Source organism: Bacillus sp. J14TS2, from assembly GCF_018333015.1.
In the GTDB taxonomy this organism is placed as follows: Bacteria; Bacillota; Bacilli; order Bacillales; family Bacillaceae_C; genus Lederbergia.
In genome coordinates this window covers 42,683-69,087 of record NZ_BORE01000020.1, presented here as the reverse complement: position 1 = coordinate 69,087, position 26,405 = coordinate 42,683, and the positions used below count along the sequence as shown (strand labels likewise).

28 protein-coding genes are annotated in these 26,405 nt (G+C 35.6%); 17 read left to right on the top strand and 11 right to left on the bottom strand.

The genetic code is table 11. The features are described from left to right. Nucleotides 1–465: 465 nt before the first annotated feature. On the bottom strand, nucleotides 466–1,485 hold the full coding sequence (locus KI375_RS23475) for a hypothetical protein (RefSeq protein ID WP_212975817.1): 1,020 nt from the start codon (nucleotides 1,483–1,485) through the stop codon (nucleotides 466–468). Next, nucleotides 1,475–2,257: a MerR family transcriptional regulator gene (locus tag KI375_RS23470; protein ID WP_212975816.1), complete on the bottom strand. Its 783-nt coding sequence runs from the start codon at nucleotides 2,255–2,257 to the stop codon at nucleotides 1,475–1,477. The genes KI375_RS23475 and KI375_RS23470 overlap by 11 nt, the downstream gene beginning before the upstream one ends. A gap of 415 nt (nucleotides 2,258–2,672) precedes the next feature. Between KI375_RS23470 and KI375_RS23465 the strand changes: the two genes are divergently transcribed. From KI375_RS23465 to KI375_RS23440, 6 genes are all read left to right on the top strand, one after another. Further along, on the top strand, nucleotides 2,673–3,209 hold the full coding sequence (locus KI375_RS23465) for an RNA polymerase sigma factor (protein ID WP_212975815.1): 537 nt from the start codon (nucleotides 2,673–2,675) through the stop codon (nucleotides 3,207–3,209). After that, nucleotides 3,202–3,978 carry a hypothetical protein gene (locus tag KI375_RS23460; RefSeq protein ID WP_212975814.1) on the top strand — a complete coding sequence of 259 codons (777 nt, stop codon included), beginning with the start codon at nucleotides 3,202–3,204 and terminating at the stop codon, nucleotides 3,976–3,978. Before KI375_RS23465 ends, KI375_RS23460 begins: the two co-directional genes overlap by 8 nt. Then, entirely contained in the window at nucleotides 3,965–4,840 is an 876-nt protein-coding gene (locus KI375_RS23455; RefSeq protein ID WP_212975813.1) for an ABC transporter ATP-binding protein, read from the top strand. The genes KI375_RS23460 and KI375_RS23455 overlap by 14 nt, the downstream gene beginning before the upstream one ends. Beyond that, the gene (locus KI375_RS23450) at nucleotides 4,818–5,969 is read left to right on the top strand and encodes a hypothetical protein (RefSeq protein ID WP_212975812.1); all 1,152 of its coding nucleotides are present in this window, start codon (nucleotides 4,818–4,820) and stop codon (nucleotides 5,967–5,969) included. The genes KI375_RS23455 and KI375_RS23450 overlap by 23 nt, the downstream gene beginning before the upstream one ends. A 1-nt stretch (nucleotide 5,970) precedes the next feature. Further along, on the top strand, nucleotides 5,971–7,197 hold the full coding sequence (locus KI375_RS23445; RefSeq protein WP_212975811.1) for a hypothetical protein: 1,227 nt from the start codon (nucleotides 5,971–5,973) through the stop codon (nucleotides 7,195–7,197). A 451-nt stretch (nucleotides 7,198–7,648) separates the two neighbouring features. Next, nucleotides 7,649–8,224 carry a dihydrofolate reductase family protein gene (locus KI375_RS23440; RefSeq protein ID WP_212975810.1) on the top strand — a complete coding sequence of 192 codons (576 nt, stop codon included), beginning with the start codon at nucleotides 7,649–7,651 and terminating at the stop codon, nucleotides 8,222–8,224. Nucleotides 8,225–8,369: 145 nt separating this feature from the next. Here KI375_RS23440 and KI375_RS23435 read toward each other — a convergent pair whose 3' ends face one another. Then, entirely contained in the window at nucleotides 8,370–9,227 is an 858-nt protein-coding gene (locus KI375_RS23435) for an AraC family transcriptional regulator (protein ID WP_212975809.1), read from the bottom strand. A gap of 123 nt (nucleotides 9,228–9,350) precedes the next feature. On the opposite strand from KI375_RS23435, the gene gap reads away from it, so the two are divergent. Both gap and KI375_RS28050 read left to right on the top strand, forming a co-directional pair. Then, on the top strand, nucleotides 9,351–10,352 hold the full coding sequence (gap, locus tag KI375_RS23430; protein ID WP_212975808.1) for a type I glyceraldehyde-3-phosphate dehydrogenase: 1,002 nt from the start codon (nucleotides 9,351–9,353) through the stop codon (nucleotides 10,350–10,352). 463 nt (nucleotides 10,353–10,815) lie between these two features. Beyond that, complete coding sequence (locus KI375_RS28050; protein WP_212975840.1) at nucleotides 10,816–10,920, top strand: NAD(P)H-binding protein; 105 nt, start codon at nucleotides 10,816–10,818, stop codon at nucleotides 10,918–10,920. A gap of 275 nt (nucleotides 10,921–11,195) precedes the next feature. Here KI375_RS28050 and KI375_RS23420 read toward each other — a convergent pair whose 3' ends face one another. Beyond that, on the bottom strand, nucleotides 11,196–11,933 hold the full coding sequence (locus KI375_RS23420; protein WP_212975807.1) for a VOC family protein: 738 nt from the start codon (nucleotides 11,931–11,933) through the stop codon (nucleotides 11,196–11,198). Between the two features lie 349 nt (nucleotides 11,934–12,282). Here KI375_RS23420 and KI375_RS23415 point away from each other — a divergent pair, with 349 nt between their 5' ends. Then, complete coding sequence (locus KI375_RS23415) at nucleotides 12,283–12,792, top strand: MepB family protein (protein ID WP_212975806.1); 510 nt, start codon at nucleotides 12,283–12,285, stop codon at nucleotides 12,790–12,792. Between the two features lie 244 nt (nucleotides 12,793–13,036). Further along, on the top strand, nucleotides 13,037–14,296 hold the full coding sequence (locus tag KI375_RS23410; RefSeq protein WP_244853011.1) for a HipA domain-containing protein: 1,260 nt from the start codon (nucleotides 13,037–13,039) through the stop codon (nucleotides 14,294–14,296). Nucleotides 14,297–14,753: 457 nt separating this feature from the next. Here the strand turns inward: KI375_RS23410 and KI375_RS23405 are convergent, their stop codons facing one another. Together KI375_RS23405 and KI375_RS23400 are read right to left on the bottom strand one after the other, a co-directional pair. Then, nucleotides 14,754–15,305 (bottom strand): NAD(P)H-dependent oxidoreductase, encoded by a 552-nt coding sequence (locus KI375_RS23405; RefSeq protein ID WP_212975805.1) that lies wholly within the window; start codon nucleotides 15,303–15,305, stop codon nucleotides 14,754–14,756. A 32-nt stretch (nucleotides 15,306–15,337) separates the two neighbouring features. Then, nucleotides 15,338–15,928 carry an NADPH-dependent FMN reductase gene (locus KI375_RS23400; RefSeq protein ID WP_212975804.1) on the bottom strand — a complete coding sequence of 197 codons (591 nt, stop codon included), beginning with the start codon at nucleotides 15,926–15,928 and terminating at the stop codon, nucleotides 15,338–15,340. A gap of 183 nt (nucleotides 15,929–16,111) precedes the next feature. Between KI375_RS23400 and KI375_RS23395 the strand changes: the two genes are divergently transcribed. Further along, nucleotides 16,112–16,483 (top strand): winged helix-turn-helix transcriptional regulator, encoded by a 372-nt coding sequence (locus tag KI375_RS23395; RefSeq protein WP_212975803.1) that lies wholly within the window; start codon nucleotides 16,112–16,114, stop codon nucleotides 16,481–16,483. A 192-nt stretch (nucleotides 16,484–16,675) separates the two neighbouring features. On the opposite strand, the gene KI375_RS23390 is transcribed toward KI375_RS23395, so the two are convergent. Further along, on the bottom strand, nucleotides 16,676–17,077 hold the full coding sequence (locus KI375_RS23390; RefSeq protein ID WP_212975802.1) for a VOC family protein: 402 nt from the start codon (nucleotides 17,075–17,077) through the stop codon (nucleotides 16,676–16,678). Between the two features lie 770 nt (nucleotides 17,078–17,847). Here KI375_RS23390 and KI375_RS23385 point away from each other — a divergent pair. Continuing rightward, complete coding sequence (locus tag KI375_RS23385) at nucleotides 17,848–19,038, top strand: multidrug effflux MFS transporter (protein WP_212975801.1); 1,191 nt, start codon at nucleotides 17,848–17,850, stop codon at nucleotides 19,036–19,038. 247 nt (nucleotides 19,039–19,285) lie between these two features. Here KI375_RS23385 and KI375_RS23380 read toward each other — a convergent pair whose 3' ends face one another. Continuing rightward, nucleotides 19,286–19,726, bottom strand: a complete 441-nt coding sequence (locus KI375_RS23380; protein WP_212975800.1) for a cell wall hydrolase — start codon at nucleotides 19,724–19,726, stop codon at nucleotides 19,286–19,288. 363 nt (nucleotides 19,727–20,089) lie between these two features. On the opposite strand from KI375_RS23380, the gene KI375_RS23375 reads away from it, so the two are divergent. Then, the gene (locus KI375_RS23375) at nucleotides 20,090–20,323 is read left to right on the top strand and encodes a type II toxin-antitoxin system Phd/YefM family antitoxin (protein WP_374706897.1); all 234 of its coding nucleotides are present in this window, start codon (nucleotides 20,090–20,092) and stop codon (nucleotides 20,321–20,323) included. 290 nt (nucleotides 20,324–20,613) lie between these two features. Here KI375_RS23375 and KI375_RS23370 read toward each other — a convergent pair whose 3' ends face one another. Next, nucleotides 20,614–21,603, bottom strand: coding sequence for a DUF4179 domain-containing protein (locus KI375_RS23370; protein WP_212975798.1), 990 nt, complete (start codon nucleotides 21,601–21,603; stop codon nucleotides 20,614–20,616). Then, nucleotides 21,596–22,129, bottom strand: coding sequence for a sigma-70 family RNA polymerase sigma factor (locus tag KI375_RS23365; protein WP_212975797.1), 534 nt, complete (start codon nucleotides 22,127–22,129; stop codon nucleotides 21,596–21,598). Before KI375_RS23365 ends, KI375_RS23370 begins: the two co-directional genes overlap by 8 nt. 354 nt (nucleotides 22,130–22,483) lie before the next feature. Here KI375_RS23365 and KI375_RS23360 point away from each other — a divergent pair, with 354 nt between their 5' ends. Continuing rightward, complete coding sequence (locus KI375_RS23360) at nucleotides 22,484–23,065, top strand: GNAT family N-acetyltransferase (protein WP_212975796.1); 582 nt, start codon at nucleotides 22,484–22,486, stop codon at nucleotides 23,063–23,065. Nucleotides 23,066–23,307: 242 nt separating this feature from the next. Here the strand turns inward: KI375_RS23360 and KI375_RS23355 are convergent, their stop codons facing one another. Next, nucleotides 23,308–23,745, bottom strand: a complete 438-nt coding sequence (locus tag KI375_RS23355; RefSeq protein ID WP_212975795.1) for a VOC family protein — start codon at nucleotides 23,743–23,745, stop codon at nucleotides 23,308–23,310. A gap of 287 nt (nucleotides 23,746–24,032) precedes the next feature. Here KI375_RS23355 and KI375_RS23350 point away from each other — a divergent pair, with 287 nt between their 5' ends. The 3 genes from KI375_RS23350 to KI375_RS23340 all read left to right on the top strand — a co-directional run bounded on the left by KI375_RS23350 (nucleotide 24,033) and on the right by KI375_RS23340 (nucleotide 26,149). Next, a complete protein-coding gene (locus tag KI375_RS23350; RefSeq protein ID WP_212975794.1) occupies nucleotides 24,033–24,950 on the top strand; it encodes a class I SAM-dependent methyltransferase in 918 nt (305 codons plus the stop codon). 126 nt (nucleotides 24,951–25,076) lie between these two features. Next, nucleotides 25,077–25,535: an AraC family transcriptional regulator gene (locus KI375_RS23345; protein WP_212975793.1), complete on the top strand. Its 459-nt coding sequence runs from the start codon at nucleotides 25,077–25,079 to the stop codon at nucleotides 25,533–25,535. A 23-nt stretch (nucleotides 25,536–25,558) separates the two neighbouring features. After that, entirely contained in the window at nucleotides 25,559–26,149 is a 591-nt protein-coding gene (locus KI375_RS23340; RefSeq protein WP_212975792.1) for a DUF6434 domain-containing protein, read from the top strand. Nucleotides 26,150–26,405: the final 256 nt, after the last annotated feature.

Genomic DNA, 26,405 nt, shown 5'->3' with positions numbered 1-26,405 from the left:
GATTTCGTAAGTCTTTAAGGATTTTGACCACCTTAAGGTGACTGACAGGGGGTGATGTAGATGGCTGACCACCCGGAAAGTAGATTATGCATAAAAACTGAAAATAAGATCCCCTCATCTACGGGAGATCATCTTTAAGTAGGTACTTAACACGAATCAGACTATTTATGAACACGAAACAACCGGAACATTAACGGAATAAAGATATATTGCTTTGCAAAGGTAATATTATTAACGTGATATTTGCGAGTATTATGTCTAATAGAGCAAATCCTAGCAAGAAATCTAAAGTATCAATACGTTTTTTTAACATAAACTCATCCTCTACTTATTGATAAAGCTGATTAAAGTGCTCGATCAGAAGCCACAGTAAATTCAAAGGAGCGGTATGACCTTTCCAAAAATTAACTTTGGCAGGAAGTTTTTCTATGGCTAGTTCGTTGTAACTACTAAACTACTTGACCATTACAGCTCTCTTATCCAATTTATTCGATCAATCATTTTATTTGGTTCATCAGATCTAAAAACAACAGTTTTAACTTGTTTCTTCCTTCCATAAGAACCGTTCATTATAACCGGATCTTTTAAAATAATTTCATATTGTGGAGCGTCCATATTTAACAATGAATAATAAGTATCTTTTGGTATCTTATCTTCAATTCCGCCTTGTTTTGCATTTTTAATGCTTTCTATATTCCCAATATCCAATTCAACGCTACTCTGATAGCCAAGGCGTATGATGAGCCTGTCTTGATTGATAACATGAGGCAAAAATCGTGTAGAATTATAAAGGCCTACCATATAAAATAAAGCATAAATATTTAATAGTGTAAAAATCCATGCAGCAATATTACTCCAGCCTTGAATAACAAAATGGAACAATGCTCCTTCTATTACAATAATAATTGAAAATACGATTACGATTGTTTTAATCTGTGATGTTTTGTGATAGGTGAAAAACTCACTACCTCTTATATTTCTCTTTTTAAACCATACAAACACCGCATAATAGAAAATATTAATTTCTGTAATGACTGCTTCTAAGAAAAAACCTGTTCCTAATTTTGGCTCAAGCACCTTTCTTGTTGTCTCAAGAAAGGTATAGCTTCCATTTGAATGAATTTCCTTATAACGAATAATTCCTTTAGCTATACTATATACAACAAAAATAATCACACTGATTTGCACAATGGGTAGGAGCCACACCAAAATTTGATTGAAAAAATGTTTTTGAGAAGAGGGAATAATAACGTAAGAAACCCCTAAACATAAAATAAATGATAGATATAATAATATTTTCGGTATGGACCTAGGTAAAATCAAAAGGAAATAAATACTCAATGGACATAGAATGATTAAAGCTAATGTTAATAATATTACGACTATGCTATTGACGTTATTTAAACGCAAAATAATATAGCTGCTTATCATTATAATAGAAAGGATTATAAGTAAAATGGGGATGTGCAGGCGATTAGCTTTCATGTTCATCCCTTTCTTCCGTACTATGGTTATTTTTCTGATTTAATATTTTTGAAGCTTCCGCTGTGTAATCTTGGAATCCTTTTGAGATAAAAGAAAAATGGTATAAGGAGCTTTCTTCTGATTTCAACTTTTCTAGTTCCTCTTGATACTCCGGTTCCATAATTTTGTTTAAAATCTCTTCTAGCTGTTTCATTAAATCCTGAACTTCTATATTATGCGGTGGTACTCCATTCTCATAAAGACCTTGTAATCTATTAATAGCAATTAATAGTTCACGATTGGTATCCATTTTTTCTTCTTTAGACATATGTTGCATGAATACTTGATCAACAGCTGGCTTAGAAAGTTGGTTAGATAACCAATGTTTCTGTTTATTTTCCATTTGAATGGAATGAATGATAGCTAGCAATAGGTCACTTTCAATCTTTTCATCTTGAATCACTTGTTCAACTGTCGAAAACGTATCAATGATACGATCAATTTCATCTCTTTTCTTTTCAAGTAACTTTTTCTGTTTATATAATGTATCGAGTACACTAGTTGATGAATTCATAGAAAGATAGTCGATAATCTCTTTTAAGGAATATCCCAAATATTTGAGAGTTAATATTTTCTGCATTTTAAATATGTCTTTATGGCTATAAAGGCGATATCCATTTTTTGTATGACCAGTTGGAGTTAGTACTCCTTTGCGATCATAATATTGAAGGGTCCGTTCTGTGACACCTGTCAAATTCGCGAATTTTTTAACTGTATACATTTTTTCAGTCAACTTCGTTCTCTCCTTCCTTTTTTTAATTCTATAGTATGACGTTAGGTCATAGTCAATCTTTTATATAATAATGGAGTAAACCTTTTTGTAGATTTAAATGGAAAACAGAATATTAAAATCGAGTTGGTTCCCTACCAAAAAACTGCCAAAAATTTTGGCAAGGGATATTTTTCAGTAGGAAAATAGAGTGACTATTGGGCGTATTGTGGGAGAGACATACTTGTTATGTGCTCTCCTTTATATATGTCTATTTTTCTTTATGAATTAACGACCGCAACTTTATTTACATACAATTCAGAGTTGTATCGCTTTACATGCGGACTTTCCGTTATAACAAAAATAAAAAGTAAAAAAGTGCAACGATTGCCTGTTGAATTTCGAATATAAGAGTAATGAAGTCGAAAGGAGTAGAGAAGTGTTAACTGACAAGCGTTTAATCCGTTCCATATTAAAAAAAGGGTCGAATCAAGCTGCAAATGAATTGATTCGGCGTTATTATGATGACCTGTATTTTTATCTTTATCGTCAAGTGGGTAATGGAGATGACGCTCTTGATTTAACACAGGAAGTTTTTATCGCTGCTTTAAAAGGGCTTAGTTCTTATGATGATCGCAAATCTTCATTTCGGACGTGGCTCTTCCGTATTGGAACACATAAGGTCATTGATGCACGACGTAAAGTGAAAATGACTTGGCTAGAATTGAAAGATGTAGAGTGGGTAGAAGAGAAGGATTTTGATCAAAGTTTGTATCAGAAGGAACTATTAGAGGCGATTAATCAATATGTTACAAGTTTTCGCCCGGAAATTCAGGAAATCTTCCAGTTACGAGCGTATGGGGAGTTATCATTTCCAGAGATTGCTTCATTGCTTGCTCAAAAAGAAGAGCGGATCAAAGCCCAGTATTATCGGTTGATTAAAAAAATTAGAGAGGAGTTTCGTGACTATGAATAGAGGAAGAAAACATATCCCTTTCACACAAGATGAAAAAGAAAATAGCATTGCTTTTATTTTAAAAGAAGTGAATCTTCACCCTGTAACGTTTAGAGAATTTCTTCGTTCTTATTTTCAAGAAGTTGGTTTCCGTTATCTTTTTTGGGGAATGGGCGATATTTTATTTATTGTTGGTCTTTTGTTGATTGGAGCATGGATACTGTATTTTCCTGATTTACATCATTCACTTGAGAAAGGCCATAGTGATAAAATTTATTTTGCTGTTTTTATGGCTTCGCCTCTTTGCTATGCACTTTTGTATTTTCTTGGAATGTGGAAAGAAAAACTATTAGGAACCTTCGAACTAAAGATGACACTGCGAGTTTCTTTAAAGGAACTGCTCATCATACGTATGCTGGCGTTTAGCGGGATTTCTTTGATTGCTTCTGTGGGGACTAATGTACTCATATGGCAATTACTTGGTCAAGAATTTTCGTTGATGAGATTGTTTAGTCTCTCGTTTTTTTCCTTGTTTTTATTTGCGAATCTTCAACTCCTTTTAGAATTTAAAATACCATTGTGTTGCAGTTATTGGGTGACGCCAATGATATGGGGTGCTGTAGGAGCCCTCTTTATTTGGAAACAAGAAGGGATTACTCAACTTCTGTTGTATCTCCCGCATTCAATTGGCGCAGGGATAGTTTTTGGATTACTCCTTTTATTTATCTATTTATTGCGTCACAACTATTTTATGAAAAAGGAAGGAACGATTACCTATGCTAGTGCTTAATCATGTCAGTAAGAAATTCCAGTCCAATCCCGTTTTGGAAGATATTTCTTTGACTTTTGAAAATGGTGTTTACGGATTACTATCTCCAAATGGCGCGGGAAAAACGACATTATTAAAAATGATTACAACACTTTTATTCCCGACTTCTGGTGAAATATTATGGAACGGACAAGCAATTAAAGAGCTGGGAGCGGATTATCGTGAAATATTAGGTTATTTGCCACAAGATTTTGGTTATTATGGAAATTACTCTCCTACAAGATTTTTAAAATATATTGCAGCATTACAAAAAATGGATAAGAAAGAAGCAGAAGAAATGATTGATGAGCTTTTAGAGCTTGTTGCACTTTCTGAGGTAAAAAACAAGAAAATGAAACGTTTTTCAGGAGGGATGATCCAACGGGTTGGCATTGCTCAAGCGATGTTAAATAATCCGAAGTTATTGATTTTAGATGAGCCTACAGCAGGCCTAGACCCAAAAGAACGTGTTCGTTTTCGTAATTTGATTCATCGTCTCGCTCAAGACAGGATTGTCATTTTATCTACACACATTGTTTCGGATGTGGAGACGATTGCCAGACAAATTATTATGATTAAAAATCATCACTTATACTGTTGTGAAACACCCTCTCAAATTACGCGATCAGTGCAAGGCAAAATTTTTGAAGTTCCTGCTACTCATCAATTAACTCAAGAGCAATTGCTATTAAGTGAAACAGAAAGTGATGAAGGTCATTTACTTAGAATTGCTAGTCCATTTATCCCAAAGGAAGGGGTGGAAGTACGCCCAAGTTTGGAAGACGCATTTCTGTATATTTATCGAGATGGGGTGGTGGCAAATGCTGCGGATCATCCCCTTTGAAATTCGTAAACTATTGGAACAGTCAATGGTTCTCCTATTTTTTATCGCCAGTTTATTGTTAAATACAATCTATATTGCAACAGCAGGTCTGGATCAATCTTATTTAGATTATGTTCAGGAAACTAAAGAAAAATCAGGGGCGTTCATTACATCTGAATTTCGGGAAAAGCTTTCCAACCAATCCCCAAGTAGGCAACAACAGCGATTACTGACAGAAACTGCTGAATTGGAAAATACTTTTCAAGATTATTCAACAGAAGCATTAGGGCAGGAAATCATCAACTTTTATCAAATACAAGGCTCAGTCACTGAAAAAATGAAGCGAAAATACGAAAAATTAACTCCCATTGTCCATGAATTAGCAGAAGAACAAGCTGCATTGGAAATGGGCGCGGCAGGAGAAACAATGAGTGTCTTTACCTTTATTAGAAATCGATTATTTCATGCAATCTTGGGTGAAAGTTTAATCTTTGCTTTATTGCTTGGGTTGTATGGAAGTACTTCAGAGAGATTAACCAAAACAGATGTCCTGGTGATGACCTCAAAAACAGGACGTAAAACACAAGTGAGTAAATATGCAGCGAGCTTCATTCTCACCCTTCTTTTTTATGGAACAGTGGTCATGTTGACGTTTAGCATTTTTAATTATATGCACCCTATTGGAACCTTGTGGCAAACAAGCATGTCGACACAATTTCACACCAATGTTTATTTTCCACAATTGCTGGAAATTCCTTTTATCCCATGGAAACCAATGACATTGTCAAACTACACTATTTTATCTATTGTACTAGGCGGCTTATTAGTCATCCTCTGTCACGGATTTAATTTTCTTGTTGGCCTATGGACGGATCATTTATTCCGAGGTTTTATTGTATTTGTTGTCCTTTATGTTGTTTTATTGGGACTGGAACAAATCATTAATCAAATGGGTTGGTGGAATTTGCATTCTCTATTGATGTGGCATCCAATTTCTTTGTGGAAAGTACAAGGCTATTGGTTTACGGAAATGGGACCTTATGCAACAATTCCGTGGCAAGAATCCATTGCAATGGTCATCAACCTGTTTCTTTTAGGCATTGGCGGTATTTTCACTAGTAAATTCTATGCCACAAAGGAGGTAAAATAAAGTGTTTACTGTTGAGTTTAAAAAATTATTTCAACCGATTTTACTTCTTGTTGCACTCTTGATAACGATTGTGTTCTTCAATCAAGAGTTGACTTTTATCCATAAATTTTGGCCGAATGGCGGTTTGATTCCTATTTATGAGCAAGCTTCTGATTGGCAAAATCGATTTGGACAAACGCTTGAAGATGAAGAAATAGCAGAAATCGAAGCGGAGTATACTACCTTAATCAAGCAAGCAGACAAGATTGTCTCGGAAAACCCTATCGCAAAACAACTTCAACTGGGAAATTATGCTGAGTTTGAATCATGGTATCAAGATAATGCTCCCCATGGGGCAATCAACGAGATGAATGAAGAAGAGAAAGAAATCGTTAAACACAAAGATGCGATTCAGCAAGACCTGATAGATGATACAGGTCATTCAATGGTGGATAAAATCAATGTCTTACAAAACTTATATAATTCTATGAAACAATTTGATTCATCAGATATGTTTCTCAATGATGAACATTATACGGAAAAAGAAAGAGAAAGGCTTTCAGAAACATTGTTTATGGAAGAAGGTTGGCTGAATATTTTGCCCAGTTATTTATCTTCACAAGTTGCTAGTTATTTTGAAAGTATTCTTATCTTGTTTATTTTTCTATTGTCTTTATTGATCCCTTCTGTTTTTGTTAGAGACCGCTTGTTAGGGTTACAAAAAATTCAATGGAGTAGTCGTCATGGGCGGAACATTCTTTGGACACAATTTATTACTGGCATGACTGCTAGTTTTCTGTTGATTACTTGTGTCGTAGTTTTTTTTGGAAGTTTGCTGTATTTTACTGATTTCACACAATATTTCTCGAATGGGTTAAATTCTTTTTTTATCGATAATGAAGAACCTTTATTACTATCTTTTTATCAATGGACTTTTGTCAAGTGGATAGTGAACGTTGTAGTGCTAGTTTATTTGATTGGGATGGCTTATAGCGGCATTCTCTTATTCCTTTCTCAGGCCAGTAAACATTATTTGTCATTACTAATGAAAGTTATTCCAGTTGGTTTTGTTTTTATTTTCATTGCTAATCGAGTGCTCACCGATGTGTTTTACCTAAAGAATGCACTTTATCAATGGACAAAAATTCCAATGATTGAATTATATGCGAGCATTTTTTTATTGGTTATCAGTATCAGTTTACCAATCATTTTGTGTATTCGTCAGCAAAATAAAGATTTATTAAATTGATTTATAGTTATAAATATAAGGAGAAATTGATTTTATTCCCTTTTTAACTAGATGTGACTCTGCATTTCAAGAAAATATTGAAGAATTATGCAATGTCGTTTATCTAATCGAAGAAGAAAAATTAAAAGTACATACGGATGAGTTAAAAGAGAAGCATTTTAATAGAGGCTGGGACATAACTAAAATGCTAACCTTCAAAGACGAACAAGGTATTCCCTTATAGGCCAGGGGTCCCAGAGAGCTTAAAGCGTGGTCAAAAAACTACTTCATGGTAGGATAAAGTGGTTTCGCGACCACTTCATCTCGCCAAGAAGGAGATATGCCCTTATGAAGTTTTTTGTAGATTAGTAGAATATTTCATTTGAAATTAGCAATCCATAAGAAACAACCCAACCTGAGATGTCCTATAATATAGATGTAAATATCTTTCATGGACAAAGGGGAACTGAAGATGAGAAAACTCGTTCTATTTTTGCACACATCGCTTGACGGTTTTGTAGAAGGGCCGAACGGTGAAATGGATATTGGCTGGATTTCCTACGATGCTGATTTGGAGAAACATGCGGAGGAAATTCTGAGGACTGCAGACACCGTCATTTGGGGGCGTGGAACGTATCAGATGATGCATAGTTACTGGCCATCAGTGCCTTCGAACCCATCAGCTTCCCAGTATGAACAGAATCATGCTCAGTGGATCGAAAAGACAGCCAAAGTCGTTTTTTCCACGACGCTTGAAAACGTTGAATGGAACAATTCCAGATTGGTGAAAGAAAATGTCAAGGAAGAGATCAAGAACCTCAAGCAGCAGCCAGGCGAGGATATGGTCATCCTTGGCAGTCCTAGGTTCGCACACTATCTTATGCAGCTTGATGTAATAGATGAGTATAAAATTACGGTTTCTCCTGTCTTGATCGGCAGCGGGTTGCCGCTATTTCAAGGTCTCCAGGAGAAGATCAATCTCAAACTTATCGAAAACAAGACATTCGATTCTGGAGCTTTAGGTCTCACTTACCAAACGATAAGATGACCTAGGTGATTAGGAGAACGATAGCTCAATAAACCGCCTTTTATGAAGGTGGTTTTCTTATATAGTAAAAAATCGGATTATCCGAAGTTAAATATTAGGTGCTTGGTTTGCCCGCCCATTGATACTTGTCATCATTTGAGTCAATTTATATATAGTAAAGATGCGGGTTTCGATAGGTGTTCCGAAACGTTGTGGGTGACATTCCTCTTTTGGCTGTAAATTGTTTTATAAAGTAAGTATCATATTGAAATCCAATGGAACGAGCAATTTCATCTAAGGTCATACCTGTATGAACGAGAAGATGCCCCGCAATCTTTAGCCGATATGACAGGAGATATCCCATAGCAGTACATCCACATCTTTTTTGAAATATTTCATTGAGAGATACACGATTCAAATAGGCACAATTCGTTAAATCCTCCAATGTAATTTTATTGGAGTAGTTTGTGTGTATATAATCTAAAACCAAATCAAAAGGGGTTTGTTCGGATTGACGGTTTAAGTTCTCAAGCAATTCTAATATCTGTATAAGATATTTTTTAATTCTGCATACCCAAAGTGCATTACTTTGTGCATACACTTCTGTCCCCATTACAAAAAACCATTCAAGCAGTCGTGGATATGCTGTGCTAGAGATACGCGGTATGCCAGTTTGTTTATTGTCCCTTTGGAAAAGTGAAAGTCCGGTTTGTATCTTTAAGTTGCTTGGCTTGTAGGTTTGTGTTTCAGAAATCTGGGGAGTTTTGAAAAAGTCCGGATGAAAACTAAAGGATTGTGCGGAGATGTCATCCTTGTCTATAACTTGCAGTTTATCATCCATAGATAAGCATAAAACGCTGGGAGCAGAAATGTCTATTGGTCGTTCATTTAACTGTGCATTTAAAGTTCCATTTGTAATAAATATCAGAGTAAACCGTTCTGGGTAAGGAAGAGCTTCAAAATCTTCGACTGCTGCAAACTCAATATCTATGCTTCTGTTTTTATATCGGTCAAATTGTGGCATAGCGTTCTCCTCCTAACAGATAGTATAGTTAGATACTACATTTATAACAATGTACCACAAAAAGTCAATTGATATAATAAAAATGTGTTGAAGATGAGGTTTTATTCGGAAAGGAAGGTATCTATGAGTATTAACATTGCAATAAATGGCTTTGGTCGAATTGGAAGGCTGGCGTTCCGGCAGATAATTAATACGGAGGGTTATAGAATCGCGGCCATCAATGATCTTACAAGCCCCAAAATGCTTGCACATTTGCTAAAATATGATACTACACAGGGACATTATAACAAAGCAATTAGCTACAATGAGAACAGCTTAATTGTGGCCGGTGCAGCTATTCCAATTTATGCCCAAAAAGACCCCAGCCAACTGCCATGGAAAGAATTACAAATTGATGTGGTTCTGGAGTGTACAGGCTTTTTTGCATCAAAAAGTGCGGCGACTGCACATATTAATGCGGGTGCAAGAAAGGTATTGATATCCACCACTGCGGGGAAAGATGTTCCCACTATTGTTTACGGTATCAATGAACACACGTTGACAAAAGAAGATACCATTGTTTCGGCAGCGTCTTGTACCACGAACTGTCTTGCTCCAATGGCTTATTTCTTGAACGAGCTTGCGCCTGTCAAAAAAGGCTTTATGACAACAATACACGCCTATACAAATGACCAGAATACCCTTGATGGCCCCCATGCCAAAGATGACTTGCGCCGGGCACGATCTGCAGCTGGAAATATCATTCCCACTACAACCGGGGCGGCAAAGGCTATTGGTCAGGTTATCCCTGCCTTAGACGGGAAATTGGACGGAACATCTCAAAGAGTGCCGGTTATGGCTGGTTCACTTACAGAATTGACCGCGGTAGTGGGCGGCTCTGTAACAGTAGAACAGGTTAACCAGAAGATGGAGCAATCTCAATCCGAGCAATACGGATATACAGAAGAACCGATTGTATCATCGGATATAATTGGTATGAATTATGGTGGATTGTTTGATGCAACACAAACGAAAGTATCGGAATTAGGAAGGGATACACTGGTGAAAATAGCAGCATGGTATGATAACGAAAACTCTTTTACCAGCCAAATGATTCGTACTGCAAAATACCTCGCAGAATTATAATTCATAGACTATTGATTCAATAGTTAGGTTTAGTTTATTCATGCATTATAATGCTATCGGCCGAAACTACTGTCAATAACCATTATTAGTATTGATAGGTAACTAAATGTGCGCTTGGCGGATTTTATGCGGAAAAATCTCAATAGAGGGCCGTTATGATTGAACGAGGTTTGCTGAGGATTACGATTTAACATGATCAGTTCAAGGAAATGTGACTGACTGCGCGTCGATCGAACGTGCTATATAGGAGAAAGAGGCAGTATTTTGTGCGCTTGGCTCTTCTGAAGGGATCCAGCTCTGATTGAAGGTGTTGGCAACATTACCTTAGCAACATGTAAACCGATTCATTTAATTGTCCTTCTTAGGGGGAAGGAAGGTCGTAAGGGATTAGGTTTCTTTATTGAAGACATTTTTGTTTAATTGCTCCGCTAGGTAGTTTGCCGAGCATGAGGTCAAGGAATAGATTGTAAAGAACAGCAATCTGGATTGGACGATCGTTCGTCCCTCCAGATTGACAAATGGCAACCAGACAGGCAATTGCAGAAGCGGGGAGGTTCCTTCATTCTAACGATTTCACGTGCGGCTCTTGCTGATTTCATTCTGAGACGAGTGATATAGGAGAGGCGTCGCGAGTCATGTATTGACATTATCTTTTCTTATCGATGATCTCTCGAAGCTATTTACTTATCTTATTTAATGATGAAACCTAAACTTGCTTCTTGTTTACAGTAAAAGTATTCATACAAAATATTTATTTTATTTAACCTTCCCAAGTGATAATTTTTGGATCGTTAACAAAGGACGCTTTTCTTCCTAACGAAAAGGAGATGTAATTGGAAAATGTTATAATTTCTCTAATTGTATTTTTACTTCGGCTAATCGTTCCATTTCCTCTGCTAAATTTTTGTAGATTTGCTGATGCAATTTGATAGTTTCTATTTGTTTTAATGTGTCCCTTGCTGCTTGATAATCTTCATTCAGAACCTCTAAATCTACTTTCATAATTAGAGCTTTGGCCCGTAATTTCTTGGACAAATCCTCTTCGTTCTTCAATAATCGCTGAAGAGCTTTGTAAGCGGTCCTATACTCAAGCTTTGAATACGCTAATGCATAAGCTAAGTAATAAAGTCTTTCATTCGGATCACTTGCATACTGCTGATGTTGCAATTCTTCTGTTTTATTATTTTCCAGTGGTTGGGCAATGGTAATTACACTACCTGCTGGATCAGCAAGTGTAAAACGTCTATCCTCCTTTGTTATATTTAACTGTGAGATTCTTGGAAGACCAGTTCTGTATAGTTTCCCATATGCACTTTTGAAGTTGGTTATAAACTCCTCATAAACAGCCTCAACATTATCAACAAAAATATACACCTGAACTTGGTACATTTGATTAGTATGGTCGTATTTTTTCCTCCTATAAAAACTTATTTCGGCAATATCATGTTTTAATGCTAAATATCCATAGGGTGCGGTCTGTAGATACGTAACTCTAAATCCAATTGCTTCATAAAAAGTCATGACTTCTTCGAGTGAACGGCAAGGAAAAATCGGAACAGTACGATTAATGGATTGTGTCATACAAGTATTCCACCTTTTTCTTATTTTTTATTTAAAAATTAAGCTTACACCCTTATCATAAAACATTAATGCAAATGACTAGGATTTTAATTTGTACTTCTATCTTTAAAGTTTTTTAATACAAAAACCCATCATATAGTTTAACTTTGAATTATAGGGTTGAAGTTCAAATGAAAGGTATTGAATCGCTAAAAAGTTGAAGAGAAAAGAACGAAGGGAATTTTTTAGTATTTATTATGGCTTTATAGTAAAGTTCGATATATGTTAAAAAGGTTTGATACAATAGTATTAAAAAGCTGGATTTTGAGAACAAACAGGTCATTTTGTTTGAATTTTAGGGAGTGAAGAAATGAATGATTTTTTAACAGCATTAACTTATATAAATAAAATGATTTACAAGCCAAATCACTTAACTGTAAAGGCAGTTCAGGAAGAAAAGCAAAATGCAAAGTATGGCGCTGGTACATTTCAATTATCTTCTAAAACAGTTCGATTCAGGGTTGCGAATGTAACACCTACTAAAGTAGGGCAGTTTGTAGCATTTTGGGAGAAAGATGAAGATAATAAAAATCAACCTTACTCATATGATGAAGCACCGGATTTATTAGTTATAACTACCTTTAAAAATGAACATGAGTTTGGGCAATTTATTTTTCCAAAAGAAATTCTTTTAAAACAGAACATTCTTAGATCTGCCTCAACAAAGGGGAAAATGGCAATAAGAGTTTATCCTAGCTGGGATAGTCCGAGCAGTAAACAAGCGATGAAAACTCAAAACTGGCAGTTACCTTATTTTGTTGATATGTGTAATTCGAATAAACTACCCTCAGAGAAAATAATAGAACTGTATTCACTTTAAGCTTCTGCAAACAGACCATTTGATTGATTAGAAATAGGAAAGGGAGGAGCGCAGAAAGTGAAATGCATTATGCGATGATGCGTTTAAAACATGCGCTCCGGAAAACATATCTTGCGCATCAAAAGGATAGGAATATGATCGAATGCTTGAAGGAACTGTTTATTTAGCTAGGTTAGAATGTTTACTAAGAAAATGCTTTAGACAAATCAAAGTTTTAATCATCAATTAAAAGAAGGTGTAAAAATTGAAGTATACTTTGATGCATAAACAAACACCAGTAGTTGAAATAAACCTAGACGAACAAACATCATCTATTGCAAAAATAGGTGAGATACATGATGAAAAACATGTGCCAATTGGTATAGAAGTTAAGAAGGGGAATGTTAATCGCGCTTCATTAAATGAATGGTGGAGATTAAGATCGATACCAGCAAGTAGAGATGGTATTCGGGAAGCCTTAGAAAAATTGAATATAATAGAAACCGAAAAGCTATTAGAGAAATCTTTAGGTTTAAGTCTTTCAGATCAATATTGGATTTGTCCTAAAGGGTCTGATATAAAATGGGCTGAGGTGAACTTTTTTGAAAATACATTTTCTGAGGATGTAGGTAATATTCTAATTGGTTTTCATACAGATAGTGAAGAAATAAGTTTAATGTCTCCTGACAATACATCAGATGGATGGCTGAAAAAGAAATGGACAATCGTTAATGGCAAGCGTTACTTGATGAAAGGTGGAAGTGGAGCAATCAGGCAAGAACCTTATAATGAAGTGTTTGCTAGTAAAATTTGTGAGCGATTAGGTATTCCTCATATACCGTATTCTATAATGAAACAAGAAGAGTATCCCTATAGTGTTTGCAAAAACTTTGTTACTTCAAACACAGAATTAATTAGTGCGTGGTATGTCATGCAAACAGAGAAAAAACAAGATCATGTATCTGTTTATCAGCATTATTTAAACTGTTGTAACAATTTAGGGATACCTAACATAGAAGAATCTATAAACCAAATGTTAGTTCTTGATTATTTAGTTATGAATGAGGACAGACATCAAAACAATTTCGGCGTCATTCGTAATGCAGACAATTTGGAATGGATAGGTGCTTCACCTGTATTTGATAGTGGAACTTCCTTGTGGTATTCGAAACCAGTGTCTCTCATCCAGGCAGATGGCAAAATAAATTGTAAACCATTTAAAAATAACCATGAGGATCAGATCAAACTTGTAACAGATTTTGATTGGGTCGATTTATCTTCTCTTAAAAATATAGAGGAAGAGTATAGAGAAATTGTAAAGGATTCTCTATTTGTTGATGAAGCAAGAACCAATGCTATTTGCTTTGCTTTTCGTGAACGTGTAACAATGCTTCAAGAAGTCATCAATGATAAGTCAAGAAATCACTACTTTGCAGGACTTGATACTACTTCTGATGTAAAAAAGGATATAAAAAATAGCGGACATACGAATTTAGAAAAAAAGGGAAATGAATTTAAACGGTAAAAGAAACCTCTACTTGTATGGTTATTCCATAGGTAATAGAGGTTTCTTGTTTTTTATTTAATAATAGAAAGGCCAGTACCTCAAAAGAGGCTGGGATAAAACTAAAATGCTAACCTCCAAAGACGAACAATGCATTACCTTAGCGGAGGAAATATACGTAGACTCCAGCGGGAGGTCGGCTAATGACGGTCACGTCCTGTGACCAACGCCGACACTAGAACATCGTGTTCGTCGAAAAGGCCTCGATGAGATCCGGGAGTGCGAATAAGGATCAAAGACTAAGTACGCGCCGTCCTGGCGACAGACTCAACCGCGACATCCTTTATGCCTGAGAAAGCTCAGCAGCCGGCCGCGGAAAGCGAAGTATATTTCCGGAGCGGGGATATGCATCATACTAATTCGGTTTTTTCTGTGGTGAAAACACTTTTGTCCCAGCCTCGATAGACCAATCAATTTTCTAAATTAATGCATAAGAATCTAGTGTAACTTCTGGATTTAATGTATAACTCACATATTCTTTTGCAATTTCTGCAAGCTGTTCATCAGATTTATGCTCTACACCATGCAATGCAAATGGTGCTAAATAGTGTGCACCGACAAAGTTACTAGTTGCCTCCAGTGGACGTAATAATTCTGAGACCGAAAATTTAACATCTCCCTCTGGTGAATAATCTTCCTGATCAACTCTTGTAGTCACGGAAACCAAGATTTCTTTGCCACGAAATTTATCTCCTTCTGTTCCATAAGCCCACCCGTAAGTAATGACTTCTTCGAGCCACTTTTTCAACAACGGAGGTGCACTATACCAATAGAAAGGAAATTGTAAAACGATCCGGTCATGTTCTTCTACTAGTTGTTGTTCTGTATAAATATCGATTTTTTCATCGGAATATGCTTCATAAACATTATGAACAGTAACATTAGGCTGTTCTCTTATTTCTTCAACTAAATGACGGTTTCCACGAGATTCAGCCAAATTTGGATGAAAAACTAATACTAATGTTTTCATTTTTATATTAACTCCTTCAATAAATAGATTTATCAGCTCATTACTGTCGTTGAAGTGTTTGTCCTTACAGATTTAAGCGCATTTGACCAAGCGACCACATCATCAATCATCTCACCGAATCTTGGTTTATGAACTTCCAATGGTTTAAAAGTTGTCATGTTTTCAAAGTCATTAAATAAGCTGAATGCACCTTGTGGTTCCACTGTTGCTACTTTTAGGTTGGCTAATGTTGTACGTAGTGCAAGGGAAGCTGCAATCCCTAGAGTAGAACCATAGCTTACGATACCAGCAGCTTTGTGATGCCACTCCGAACCTAAATAATCTAAATGGTCTTTAAGGCCTGAAGGGAAATTCTTATTGTATTCAGGTGTGACAAAAATAAAACCATCCAATGCGTCAATTTTCTTTGACCAAGCATTCTGTTCGTCAGTTCCGTATTCTTTATTTGTCATTAGGGGCGGGATAGCTTCGTTGAAACGTCCAAGACCACTCTCTTTAATATCAACAATTTCAAATGTTGCATCCACATCTCTATTATCTGCAAATTCCTTAATCCATTCTGCGACTTGTAAATTTACACGTACATCACGTGTGCTTCCTGTAATAATACCAATTTTAGTCATATATGAACCCTCCAAATTTATCTTGTTGAATCAATTGATATGTTGTATCAATTTGCTACTAGGGTTATAATAAATCTAAAGTTCCTTTTTGAGAAGAAGGCACATTAATTAAACATAGTTACTTTTAAGAAACCTTTTGATATACAAAGGATTTACGCATGTCCCTAAAAGGAGAGTTATAAAATGACGAACCAGTCTAAAGGTGAAAATTGTAGGGAACTTCAAGCTGCATTAGATATTATATCGGGAAAATGGAAGCCGATTATCTTATTCCATCTTATGGAGAACGAAAAACTACGTTTTAGTGAACTGCAAAGAGCTATTCCAGAGATCACTAAAAAAATGTTAACTTCACAATTGAGAGAATTGGAATATAATAACATTGTTCATCGGGAAGTTTATCAACAAGTGCCTCCAAAAGTAGAATATTCCTTGTCGGAGTATGGGCATGGATTGAAACCATTATTAGTCTCTATGAGAAGTTGGGGAATGGATCATTTGGGACATTTAGAGAAGTTACATGGGGAAGATAATGAAGAACTAACAGAAAACTAATTTTAATTCTACACGATCATTCAGTTACCGAAGCTGAGACAAAATTGTTTTCATTCAAGACAAAACCGAACTACTACGTGCATATACTTCGCTTTCCGCGGGCGAGTGGCAAGCCCATCACTTATCTAACTCTCACTTCCCGCGGGAGTCTGCATCGGCTAAGGCAATACATTGTTCGTCTTTGACGGTATCCTATTCTTCTTTTATATCTAGCTGATACAAGTCAAAGGCATTACCATACAAGTCTTCGAAACCTGCGCCTTTTCCTCCGGGAACTGACTTAGGTTCGCTGTGGAAGACCACACCCTTTGCTTTCATTTCTTGATAGTCCGTTTCAATGTCTGCGCTTAAAAACATCAGCGCTGCCCGGCCTACCAGTTGTCTACCAATCATTCGTTCTTGCTCTGGTGTCTCGGCCTTCATTAATTCCAATTGTGTCTCACTAGTTTCCGTTGGAGAAACTGTAAGATATTTCCAGCCCGGAGAAAACTCTATTTCTTCCCGAACAACAAAACCTAATGCTTCAGTATAGAATTGTTTTGCTTCCTCAAGGTCCTTAACGAGAATAGGTACTTGTGCAATCTGTGTAATCATATCAATATCTCCTTCTTTTACGGTATTTCCAGTCACTTTACGCTAGCCTTTTTTATGTGCTCCCTGGAATTTTTCATCTAAACCATCAAGTTGAAAACTCACTAATTAAACGAATAAAGGTATTGACGTTGGTTAAAATCGCCTTCACTAGTTTAGCCGTGTCTTTCCGTATCAATTAGAAATATACTGAATGGCTTCCTTAGCATTTCCATCCAACATCAAATACGGGGCAACTTTTACTGCCATTTTTCCCTCCTTGGTTTTAACGTAATTCAATCGTATCATAGTCATTTCTTTAACATTTCTTTTCGATTGCTGTCTCATCTTTCCTGTGACCTGAAATTAGAAGGCTTTCATAGTGACTTTATTTCTCTCGGATAGTAGAGTTACAGAAAATAGAATTTTTGTTTGAAATATCTGTTAATCGGCATGTTTTATTAAATAATGCTCTTTTAACTGGTTAGAAAACAAAATAGGCCTGAAGTTCAGGATCAATATAAGAATGATCAAGCTTTTTTACAAAATCGCTACTTAAATCTGTCGAGTAAAAATGGGTTTGCTACCTATTTTTTGATTAAACTTTATTCCAAATCTACAAAAGGAGCGCTGTTTTACTTTTATTCCTTTCAATTGTATAATCTTCTATGTATTTTTTATTAAAAGGAAGTGAATTCATGAGTGAATTAGAAAAGATTAAACTCGTGAAGCCCCCATTTCCCAAGCTATGATGTTTTTCTTTCAAACCTATAATTACCTAGGGGAGGATTATTTTGAGGAAAAACATCGGAAACAAAATACCAGGCTTATTATTATTGATTATATTAGTAGGCTTTCCACAAATTAGTGAAACAATTTTTAGCCCATCATTACCTTCTATCGCAGAAGCGTTGGAAACTTCTATGAGTGATGCACAACTTACGATGAGTGTGTACTTTATCGCTTTTGCTTTCGGAGTATTTTTCTTTGGGCGTTTATCCGATAAAATTGGTCGTCGCAAGGCAATGCTTTATGGGGTGTTTTTATATTTTGTTGGTAACGTACTTTGTTTAGTAGCTGATGAAATGGCGGTTTTATTAGTCGCACGCTTTATTCAAGCATTTGGTGCAAGTGTTGGCTCTGTCGTGACACAAACAATTTTACGCGAAAGCTTTTCAGGCGTTGAGCGTCATAAACTGTTCGCTCAAATTTCAGCTGCAATAGCCTTTACACCTGCTATTGGTCCGTTAATCGGTGGCTTTACCGATTATTATTTTGGCTTTAAAGTCGTATTTTTGGTGTTAGTTACTATGAGCATTATTGTATTTTGCTATGCTTTTTTACGCCTGCCTGAAACAGCCCTTACTACAATTGAAATGAAGCCTTTATTACCAATAATGAAGCGCATGTTTACAAATGCGCGTTTATGGTGTTATGGCGTATTAATTGGCTGTATTAACGGTGTATTATTTAGTTATTATACCGAAGCACCATTTATTTTTACACAATACTTTAAACTAACAAGTGCGATGTATGGTTTTTTAGGCATTATCGTTGCACTCGCTTCTATCGCAGGTGCGTTGTTATCTAAACGATTTGTTAGCCACACAAAACCTGAGAAGATTATCTTACGCGGGTTAGCCATTATGCTCATCGGTACATTGCTTGCTACATGGGTACATTTTTTACCGATTTCATTACAAATGCCAACCATGATTGTTAGTGTGTTCATTATTTTATTTGGCACGGGTACAGCTTTACCAAACTGTTTAAGTTTAGCGCTCATTGACTTTCAAGACGTCATTGGTTCTGCGAGTGCGCTATTTAGTTTAGGTTATTATTTACTCGTCAGCGCTATAATCTATGGTATGAGCATTTTTCATAATGGAACAGTCCTTGCGATGCCACTATATTTTTTAGCACTAGGGGTTATTATGCTTTTAATAAGCTTACCCTTACTTTATAAACAAGATGCGATGTGTTGAAGAATGTCGAAATTCTTTTAAAGCTTACATTTTTAAAAAAGATAAACTGTATTAAAGAGGGGGCAGGTTCATCTTATCATGAACCTGCCCTGGTTTTATTAAATTACAATACTATTTAATGAGTTACTTTAAATGTTAGTAAATAATTATGGTTAACGGATTGTAAATAATCCAGCATAATGTGGTTTCCTGCAAAAACTTTATAGTAGGAAGGGAGGAGTCTTCTCAGATTACATATGCAAAATCATCATCCATTATAAACACTATCACATGTTCCAGGTTGTGGTTCATAAAAACAATGCTGTTTAAATTGGCCAGTAAAAGGTTGATCATACCATGTTGGGGGGCACGGACCAGATGGATTAAAGTACCAAAGGGCATATTTAGCTGGGTGATCTCTCCAACTCTCCAAAGTGCGCCTTGCTAATTGTCTTTCTGATTCTCTTGCTCTTTGATAGAATGCATTCCCTTTTTGAACAGCTTCAAATGAGTAATTTCCTCCTTGTACTTGAAAAATGACCTGTTCAACTGTCCTCAGATCATTAAAATCAATACAATCTGCTACAACACGGTTCACAATTACATTTCCCACATATAGCATTCCTTGTTTTCCTTCACCTTCAGCCTCTGCTCTCATCATCCTTGCCATTAAGTCAACATCTGCATTTCGGTAGGCAACTCTTCCCATTTTCTCACCTCCAAAATATATTTGTGAGGGAAGGCTCACATTCATGTCCTTGTTGGTTTTAATTTTGAAATGAAAATTGCCACTTATAATAAAGTATGATTAAAAGTCCTGTTCATGCTGAATTCTCTTTATTAAACTAACAAATTTTAAAGGGAATAAAATTCGGATGTGTCCTTTCAAATGGTGTGAGTGTTTAAGATCTGTTTTTGGGAAAATGAGACCGTTAACTGATTACAGTTGTGATACATTTTATATTGATCTATATAAAAGATGAATATGATGGCTTTACAGCCGTATTAAATAGGTGTTTATAACTTCACTGGCGTATTTGTAATCTGAGTGTAGAAAGGGGAGGTTGTCGTGTTGAGTGTTAATCCAACGAATGCAAAGCAAAACCTATACCAATTGATTAAACAAGTTAATGAGGATGATACATCGATTGAAATAACTGCCGGAAAAAGTGATGTCGGTGCCGTTCTTGTAAGCAAAAGAGAGTGGGACGCCATACAGGAGACGCTTTATTTACATAATGCTGGAGTTCTAGAGAGAATTAAACGTTTTGAAACGGAAGAAACTGAGGATTTGAGTGATGAATGATTGAAGTACATTATAAAGATTAACAATGTTAAGCAAGGATTACCCCATTGAAGGGAAAATCTTCATAAGATAAACTAATTTCTGTTATAACTTTAAATGGCTATCGCCAAAGTTTTTTCCAATGGGGAGAGTGAAAACAGGTTTAAGGGTTGGAAAAAAGCCTAGATTCTTCATGTTCTAGCGAAGAATTAGGCTTATATTCTAGTCATACTTAAATAAGAATTTCCTTTTAAAATTAGCTTGAATTTCAAAAGGCACTTGCTAATAAAAATCAACTTTTCAATTTGCTCTTATTTCACATCTATTTCAAAAATTTCATCATAGAGAATCTTTTCGTCTGTATTATCAGTAGAATGGATATAAGGAATAATTTTAAGTTTGGTCACATGGTTTTCTAATGCTGCAAATCTATTATAGTTATTGGAACTCATTGTTTGTGCAGAAAATTCTTGTAGTTCCACACCATTTTGATTTTCAAGTCTAAAGTAAAGGTCTGTTGTCACATTTTCCATTTTGTAATCTAGTCTTGTTGAAACGGGAGTTAATACCAACTCTTCCACCTCTACCTTTTGTCCATCTTCTAGTGTAAAATGCTTATCAATCGGTATTGATTTTCTATTTGCCATAAGCTTTTCACCTGAGGCGGTAAATGCAAAACTCCACTTTCCTTTCGTCATTTTCTTAGAATCACTTCGTTCCAAATTATGAAAGACTATTTTAATCTGATGATTATCTTGTAGTTTAATATCTTCTAAATTAGCAGACCAAAAATAATGTACTTTTGAATTGGTTATTTCTTCAGTACGTCCCCCGCCTCCAAGACTTAATTCGCTGCCATTTATATAAATTTTTATGTCTGAATACCAATTATAATTTAAGTCTTCATCCGTTAACTTTGTGTGGAATGTACTACTAATAAGAAGCTGGCCTTCATCTAATATTACTTCATTCAATGTTACTTTCATTCCATTATCTTCTACCGATTCTCCAATAATCGTTTTATAATCTTTCAAAGAATGTCCTCTCGAATATACAAATTCTTCGAGTGTACTTCCGATAATTGGTAGATTCGATAAAGCTTCTGCCATGCCAGTTGAAACGAATCCGAAACCTAGTAATGCCATACATAATCCACATGCAACTAGTATAGAACGCTTCGTAGTTCGTCTAACCTTTCGTCTTTTCTGTCCTTGAAGCATAGCTGCTTTTTCCCTTGTAATTAGCTTGTCAATAGGTATATCAATTTTGTCGATGGAACGATTAAACTGTTCTTTATTCATATAAATACCCCTCCTTTAAAATAGGCCTGAGTTTCTTTTCTGCTCTATTTAAATGCGATTTTACTGTGCCTTCTGGGGAATTCATGATGTGGGCAATTTCTTTAATTGATAAATCATGATAATACCTTAGTAAAATAATCGTTTTGTATTTAGGGTCCAAGAACTTAAAAGCTTCAGACAAATCCATTGAATGTGTTATGTAATCAACGTTTTCTTTAGAAGCTAATTCGGCAAATAATTCCTCATCATCCGTTGTAAAATGCCGCGACTCTTTTCGAATAAAATCAATAGATTTGAAAACGAGAATCTTTATAATCCAGCTCTGGAAACTCTCCGGCTTCTTTAATGACTGAAGCGATGTGTAGGCCTTGTAAATAGTCTCTTGATAAAGATCAAGTGCATCTTGTTCATTTCTAACATATGAATAGGCTGTCCGATACAATTTATGACGAACAGAACTAACTAGCTGTTCAAAAGCTTCATCATTCCCTTTCTTCGCTTTTTTTACTAATTTAGCAATATCCATTTTGTCCATCCCCTCCTTTTCATAATTAAGTCGAACGGGGAAGCAGAAACGTTGCAAAATAATTAAAAATATCAACATTTCTAATTCTCTTTATACATTAATAGAAAGAACATCATTTGGAATTAGAACGGTGGCAAAAATTAAATGTAAAAATATCCTATATGATAAGTAGCATATACCTATCTCGATTAGTGGAGGATGAGTTGTTTGACTTTTTTTATCCCGCATTAACTGGCTGTAAAACCCCACTGATTGAATTTGCACTTTATCTGTCCGTTCTAAATAAACAAATAACACTTTAACCTGGATCAGTTTGTTTATATAATCATACTAAAGAAAAAAAGGAGAAGAGTGATGGAAATAACACCAGTAGTACTAATAGGAGATAGAGTCAAGATACAGCCTATGGAGGATCATCACGTACAGGCATTATTTGAGGCGGGAAATAATCCAGATATATGGGCTTATATGCCAATGAGGGTTCAATCGATTGAGGATATGAAGCGTCTTGTGAATGGAGCACTTCAAGCGAGAGAGCAGGGAAGTGAATTTCCTTTTGTTATCTTTGATAAGGTGTCGGGGGAAATTGTAGGCAGCACCCGTTTTCTCAATATATCCATACCAAACCGCAACTTGGAAATTGGTTGGACATGGCTGTCTCCAACAGTTTGGCGAACTAGAATAAACACAGAGTGTAAGTATCTTCTTTTGAAGCACTGCTTTGAGACACTTGGGGCCATTCGTGTTCAATTAAAAACGGATGGGCGTAATATGCGGTCCCAGCAGGCAATTGAACGACTGGGTGCGGTAAAAGAAGGAGTGCTACGGAATCATGTGATTAGGCCTGATGGTTATTTAAGAGATTCGGTGTTTTATAGTGTAATCGATCGAGAATGGGCATTAGTGAAGGATAAATTGGAGAGTATGTTACAATAACCCCATATTCTCGAAGCATCTTCAGTATTTATATGAATGATCATAGCAGTAAAAACGCCATTAATGGTTTTTACAATATATAGAGCGCATTCCCAGAATTAATTATAAAATCAGATGCTTTCTCAATTCCATTTGTCCATATCGGAGGAATCCATAATTAAATAAGCACTCGAAAACAGAGTCTAAAGCCAGATTCCCATTTTTGAGTGCTTTTCTAGTGCGATAAAAAAGTATTCGTTTAATTATTCATGCAAGTTTGTTGAGATTTGCCATGTAACGCCAAATTTATCCGTTACTTGTCCATATAATGGACTCCAGAAGGTTTCTTGTAGCGCCATAATTTCTTGCCCATCTTCTAATAGTTTTGTAAACACTTCTTTTGATGTCTCAGCATTATTAATGGTAATAGCGATCGTTACTTGTGATCCTAGCTGATAAGTTTCTTCATGCGGCCCAGGAAAAGTATCGGAAATCATTAAATCTGTATCCCCTATTTTCAAATGAGCATTTAAGACTCGATTTTTTGCCTCATCAGTCATTGGTGGGGATCCAGGATTTTCTGGCATATCGCCAAATGTCTGTACATTTAAAACGGTTGCATTCAAAGCATTCTCATAAAATTTAATAGCTTCTTGGCCATTACCATTCATTGTTAAATATGGATAAATATTCACAATCATTGAAACATCTCCTCGCTATATTAGCTTTTTCTAATTGATAATGTAAAATAATCATACCAGTAGTTTGATTCTAGTTTTATTTTAACATGCACGCAAAAATAAATTTCTTATCGATTGCTATTTTTCTCCTATTAGGAGAGACAGGGCAGGAGTAATTATTGTTAAAATAAGGGGTTTTAATTGACAAAAATATTTATTTATGCTATAATTTACAGTTAAAATATTTATGTGTATAATGAGGTTCTCCTGGCCAGGGGAATCTTATTTTTGTTATAGGAGGATTTTGTATGAAGGAAAATGAATCAAGCTTAACTTCCTTAATCTCAGCTTTTGGTCGAGCATACCACAGTCAAAATGACACACCGAAAATATTTGATGATTTTATTGCAAAAGATTTCATTACCCAAAAAGAGTTTTCAGCTATTCGCGAGAACATGGTTAATGGAATTCAATTCTTTAATAAGCAAGTTGCAAGCGAGTTTCAAAATCATCCAGAAGAAATTTTAAAATGGATCACACAAGTCCAGCTTTCTCCAACTCCTTTGGCGCGTGCTGCCTATTGTGAAAATGTATTATTTCAAGAAATGTCGCAAGGGGTAAAGCAATATGTCATTTTAGGTGCTGGCTTAGATACCTTTTGCTTCCGTCATCCAGAATTAGACGACGGCTTAGAGATATTTGAAATTGATCATCCTACAACACAAGATTTTAAAAAGGTCAGATTAACAGAGGCTAATTATCAAATTCCTGAAAATCTTCATTTCGTTTCAGGTGATTTCACACAAAGTTTTACTGTTCAAAATCTAGTGGAAGAAGGTTTTAGGACGAACAAAAATACCTTATTTAGTCTCTTAGGCGTATCGTATTATTTAACAAAAGAGGAAATAGCTAACTTAATTAATACATTATTTGCCGAAGTACCGTCGGGAAGCTCTATCGTGTTTGATTATGCTGATGAGAATCTTTTTAAGGAAAAGGGGTTGTCTAATCGAGTTCAAAATATGGTTCAAATGGCCTCAGCTAGTGGTGAACCAATGAGATCATGTTTTACTTATGATGAAATAGAAGAAATGTTAGGAGATTTAGGTTTGCTTATTGTTGAACATTTATCGCCTGTTATGATTAATGAAAAATTTTTTCGCGATCGTACAGATTATTTGTCTGCATTCGAAACAATTCATTACATCCATGCGGTAAAAAGTTAATAGTAATGCAGCGGAAAATATGATCTTCTCTTTAAGAGATAGACCAAAAAAGTTTTCTAATATTTAAAAAATTGACTGGAAAATCATTTTAAATCGATCTATGCTAATTTCAAGGAGGGGATATACATGTCAATCAAAATTGAGAATTTGGCTGCAAAGAAAATGGCCTTTTTTAGAAATGTTGGACCCTATGGTAGTGAAGAAAACTTTAAAATGATGAAGGAGTTCAAAAAATGGATTCGCGCAAATGGATTATCCAAAAATTGGTTTGAGTATGGAGTGTACGGAATCGCGCAAGACAATCCTGAAGTTACTTCACCTAATGAATGCAGATACGATGTTATCATTCCAGTAGATAACGATGACGAAGTAAAGGAACCGGCTATGTCAGGAAATTTTGCAGGGGGAAGATATGCTGTATTTACCATTACACACACAACAGAAGCTGTAAAAGAATTTTGGCACAATTTAAACATGGAAATCACAGAAAACAATCTCATTCTCAGGAAAGCGCCCATCATTGAACGGTACAAAGAAGAAGAGGGTGAAGATAAGTACTGTGAATTTTTGGTGCCAATTCAATAATCTTTTTTTATGGGAGAAATTATATGACAGAAAGACCAAGCTTAGATATAAATTTAACTGGAGAAGATTTGCGTAGTTTTTATTATTTGAAATCAGAGCTAGTTGATTTTTGCAGGAAACATAACTTACCTATTTCTGGAGGCAAAATAGAACTTACTGAGAGGATTGCGCATTTTTTAGATACAGGAGAGATACGATCAGTTTCTAAAAAAAGTAAATCAGTACGGAAGATAGACACAATAACGGAAGATACAATAATAGAAGCAAACTTTGTTTGTACCGAAACGCACAGAGTTTTCTTCAAAGAGAGGATCGGCAAAACCTTTTCCTTTAACGTTATTTTTCAAAAATGGCTAAAAAATAATTCTGGGAAAACATATAAAGAAGCAATTCGGGCTTATTATAAAATTCTAGAAGAAAAGAAAAAGGGTAAAACAACGATCGATAAACAATTTGAATATAATACCTATATTCGAGATTTTTTTGCAGACAATACGGATAAGTCCTTAGCGCAGGCAATTGAATGTTGGAAACACAAAAAAAGTATAAAAGGGCATAATCGCTATGAGGAATCTGACCTTGTAGCTTTGTCAAATTCCGGATTGAACAACTAAGAGATGAAGGATTTTGACGGGGCTGGGACATAACTAAAAAGCTAAGCTTCAAAGACGAACAAGGTATTGCCTTAGCGAAGTATATTTCAGGAGCAAGGTATATGCACCAAATAGTTCGGTTTTGTGAGTGAAAACACTTTTGTTCCAGCCTCGGCCACAATTGTTTAGGGGAACTCAGATATCTGGATTATGTTAAATAAACATTTAATAAATTGATCATTTTGCTTATGAAGATAGCGGAGTTCTGGAATAACAA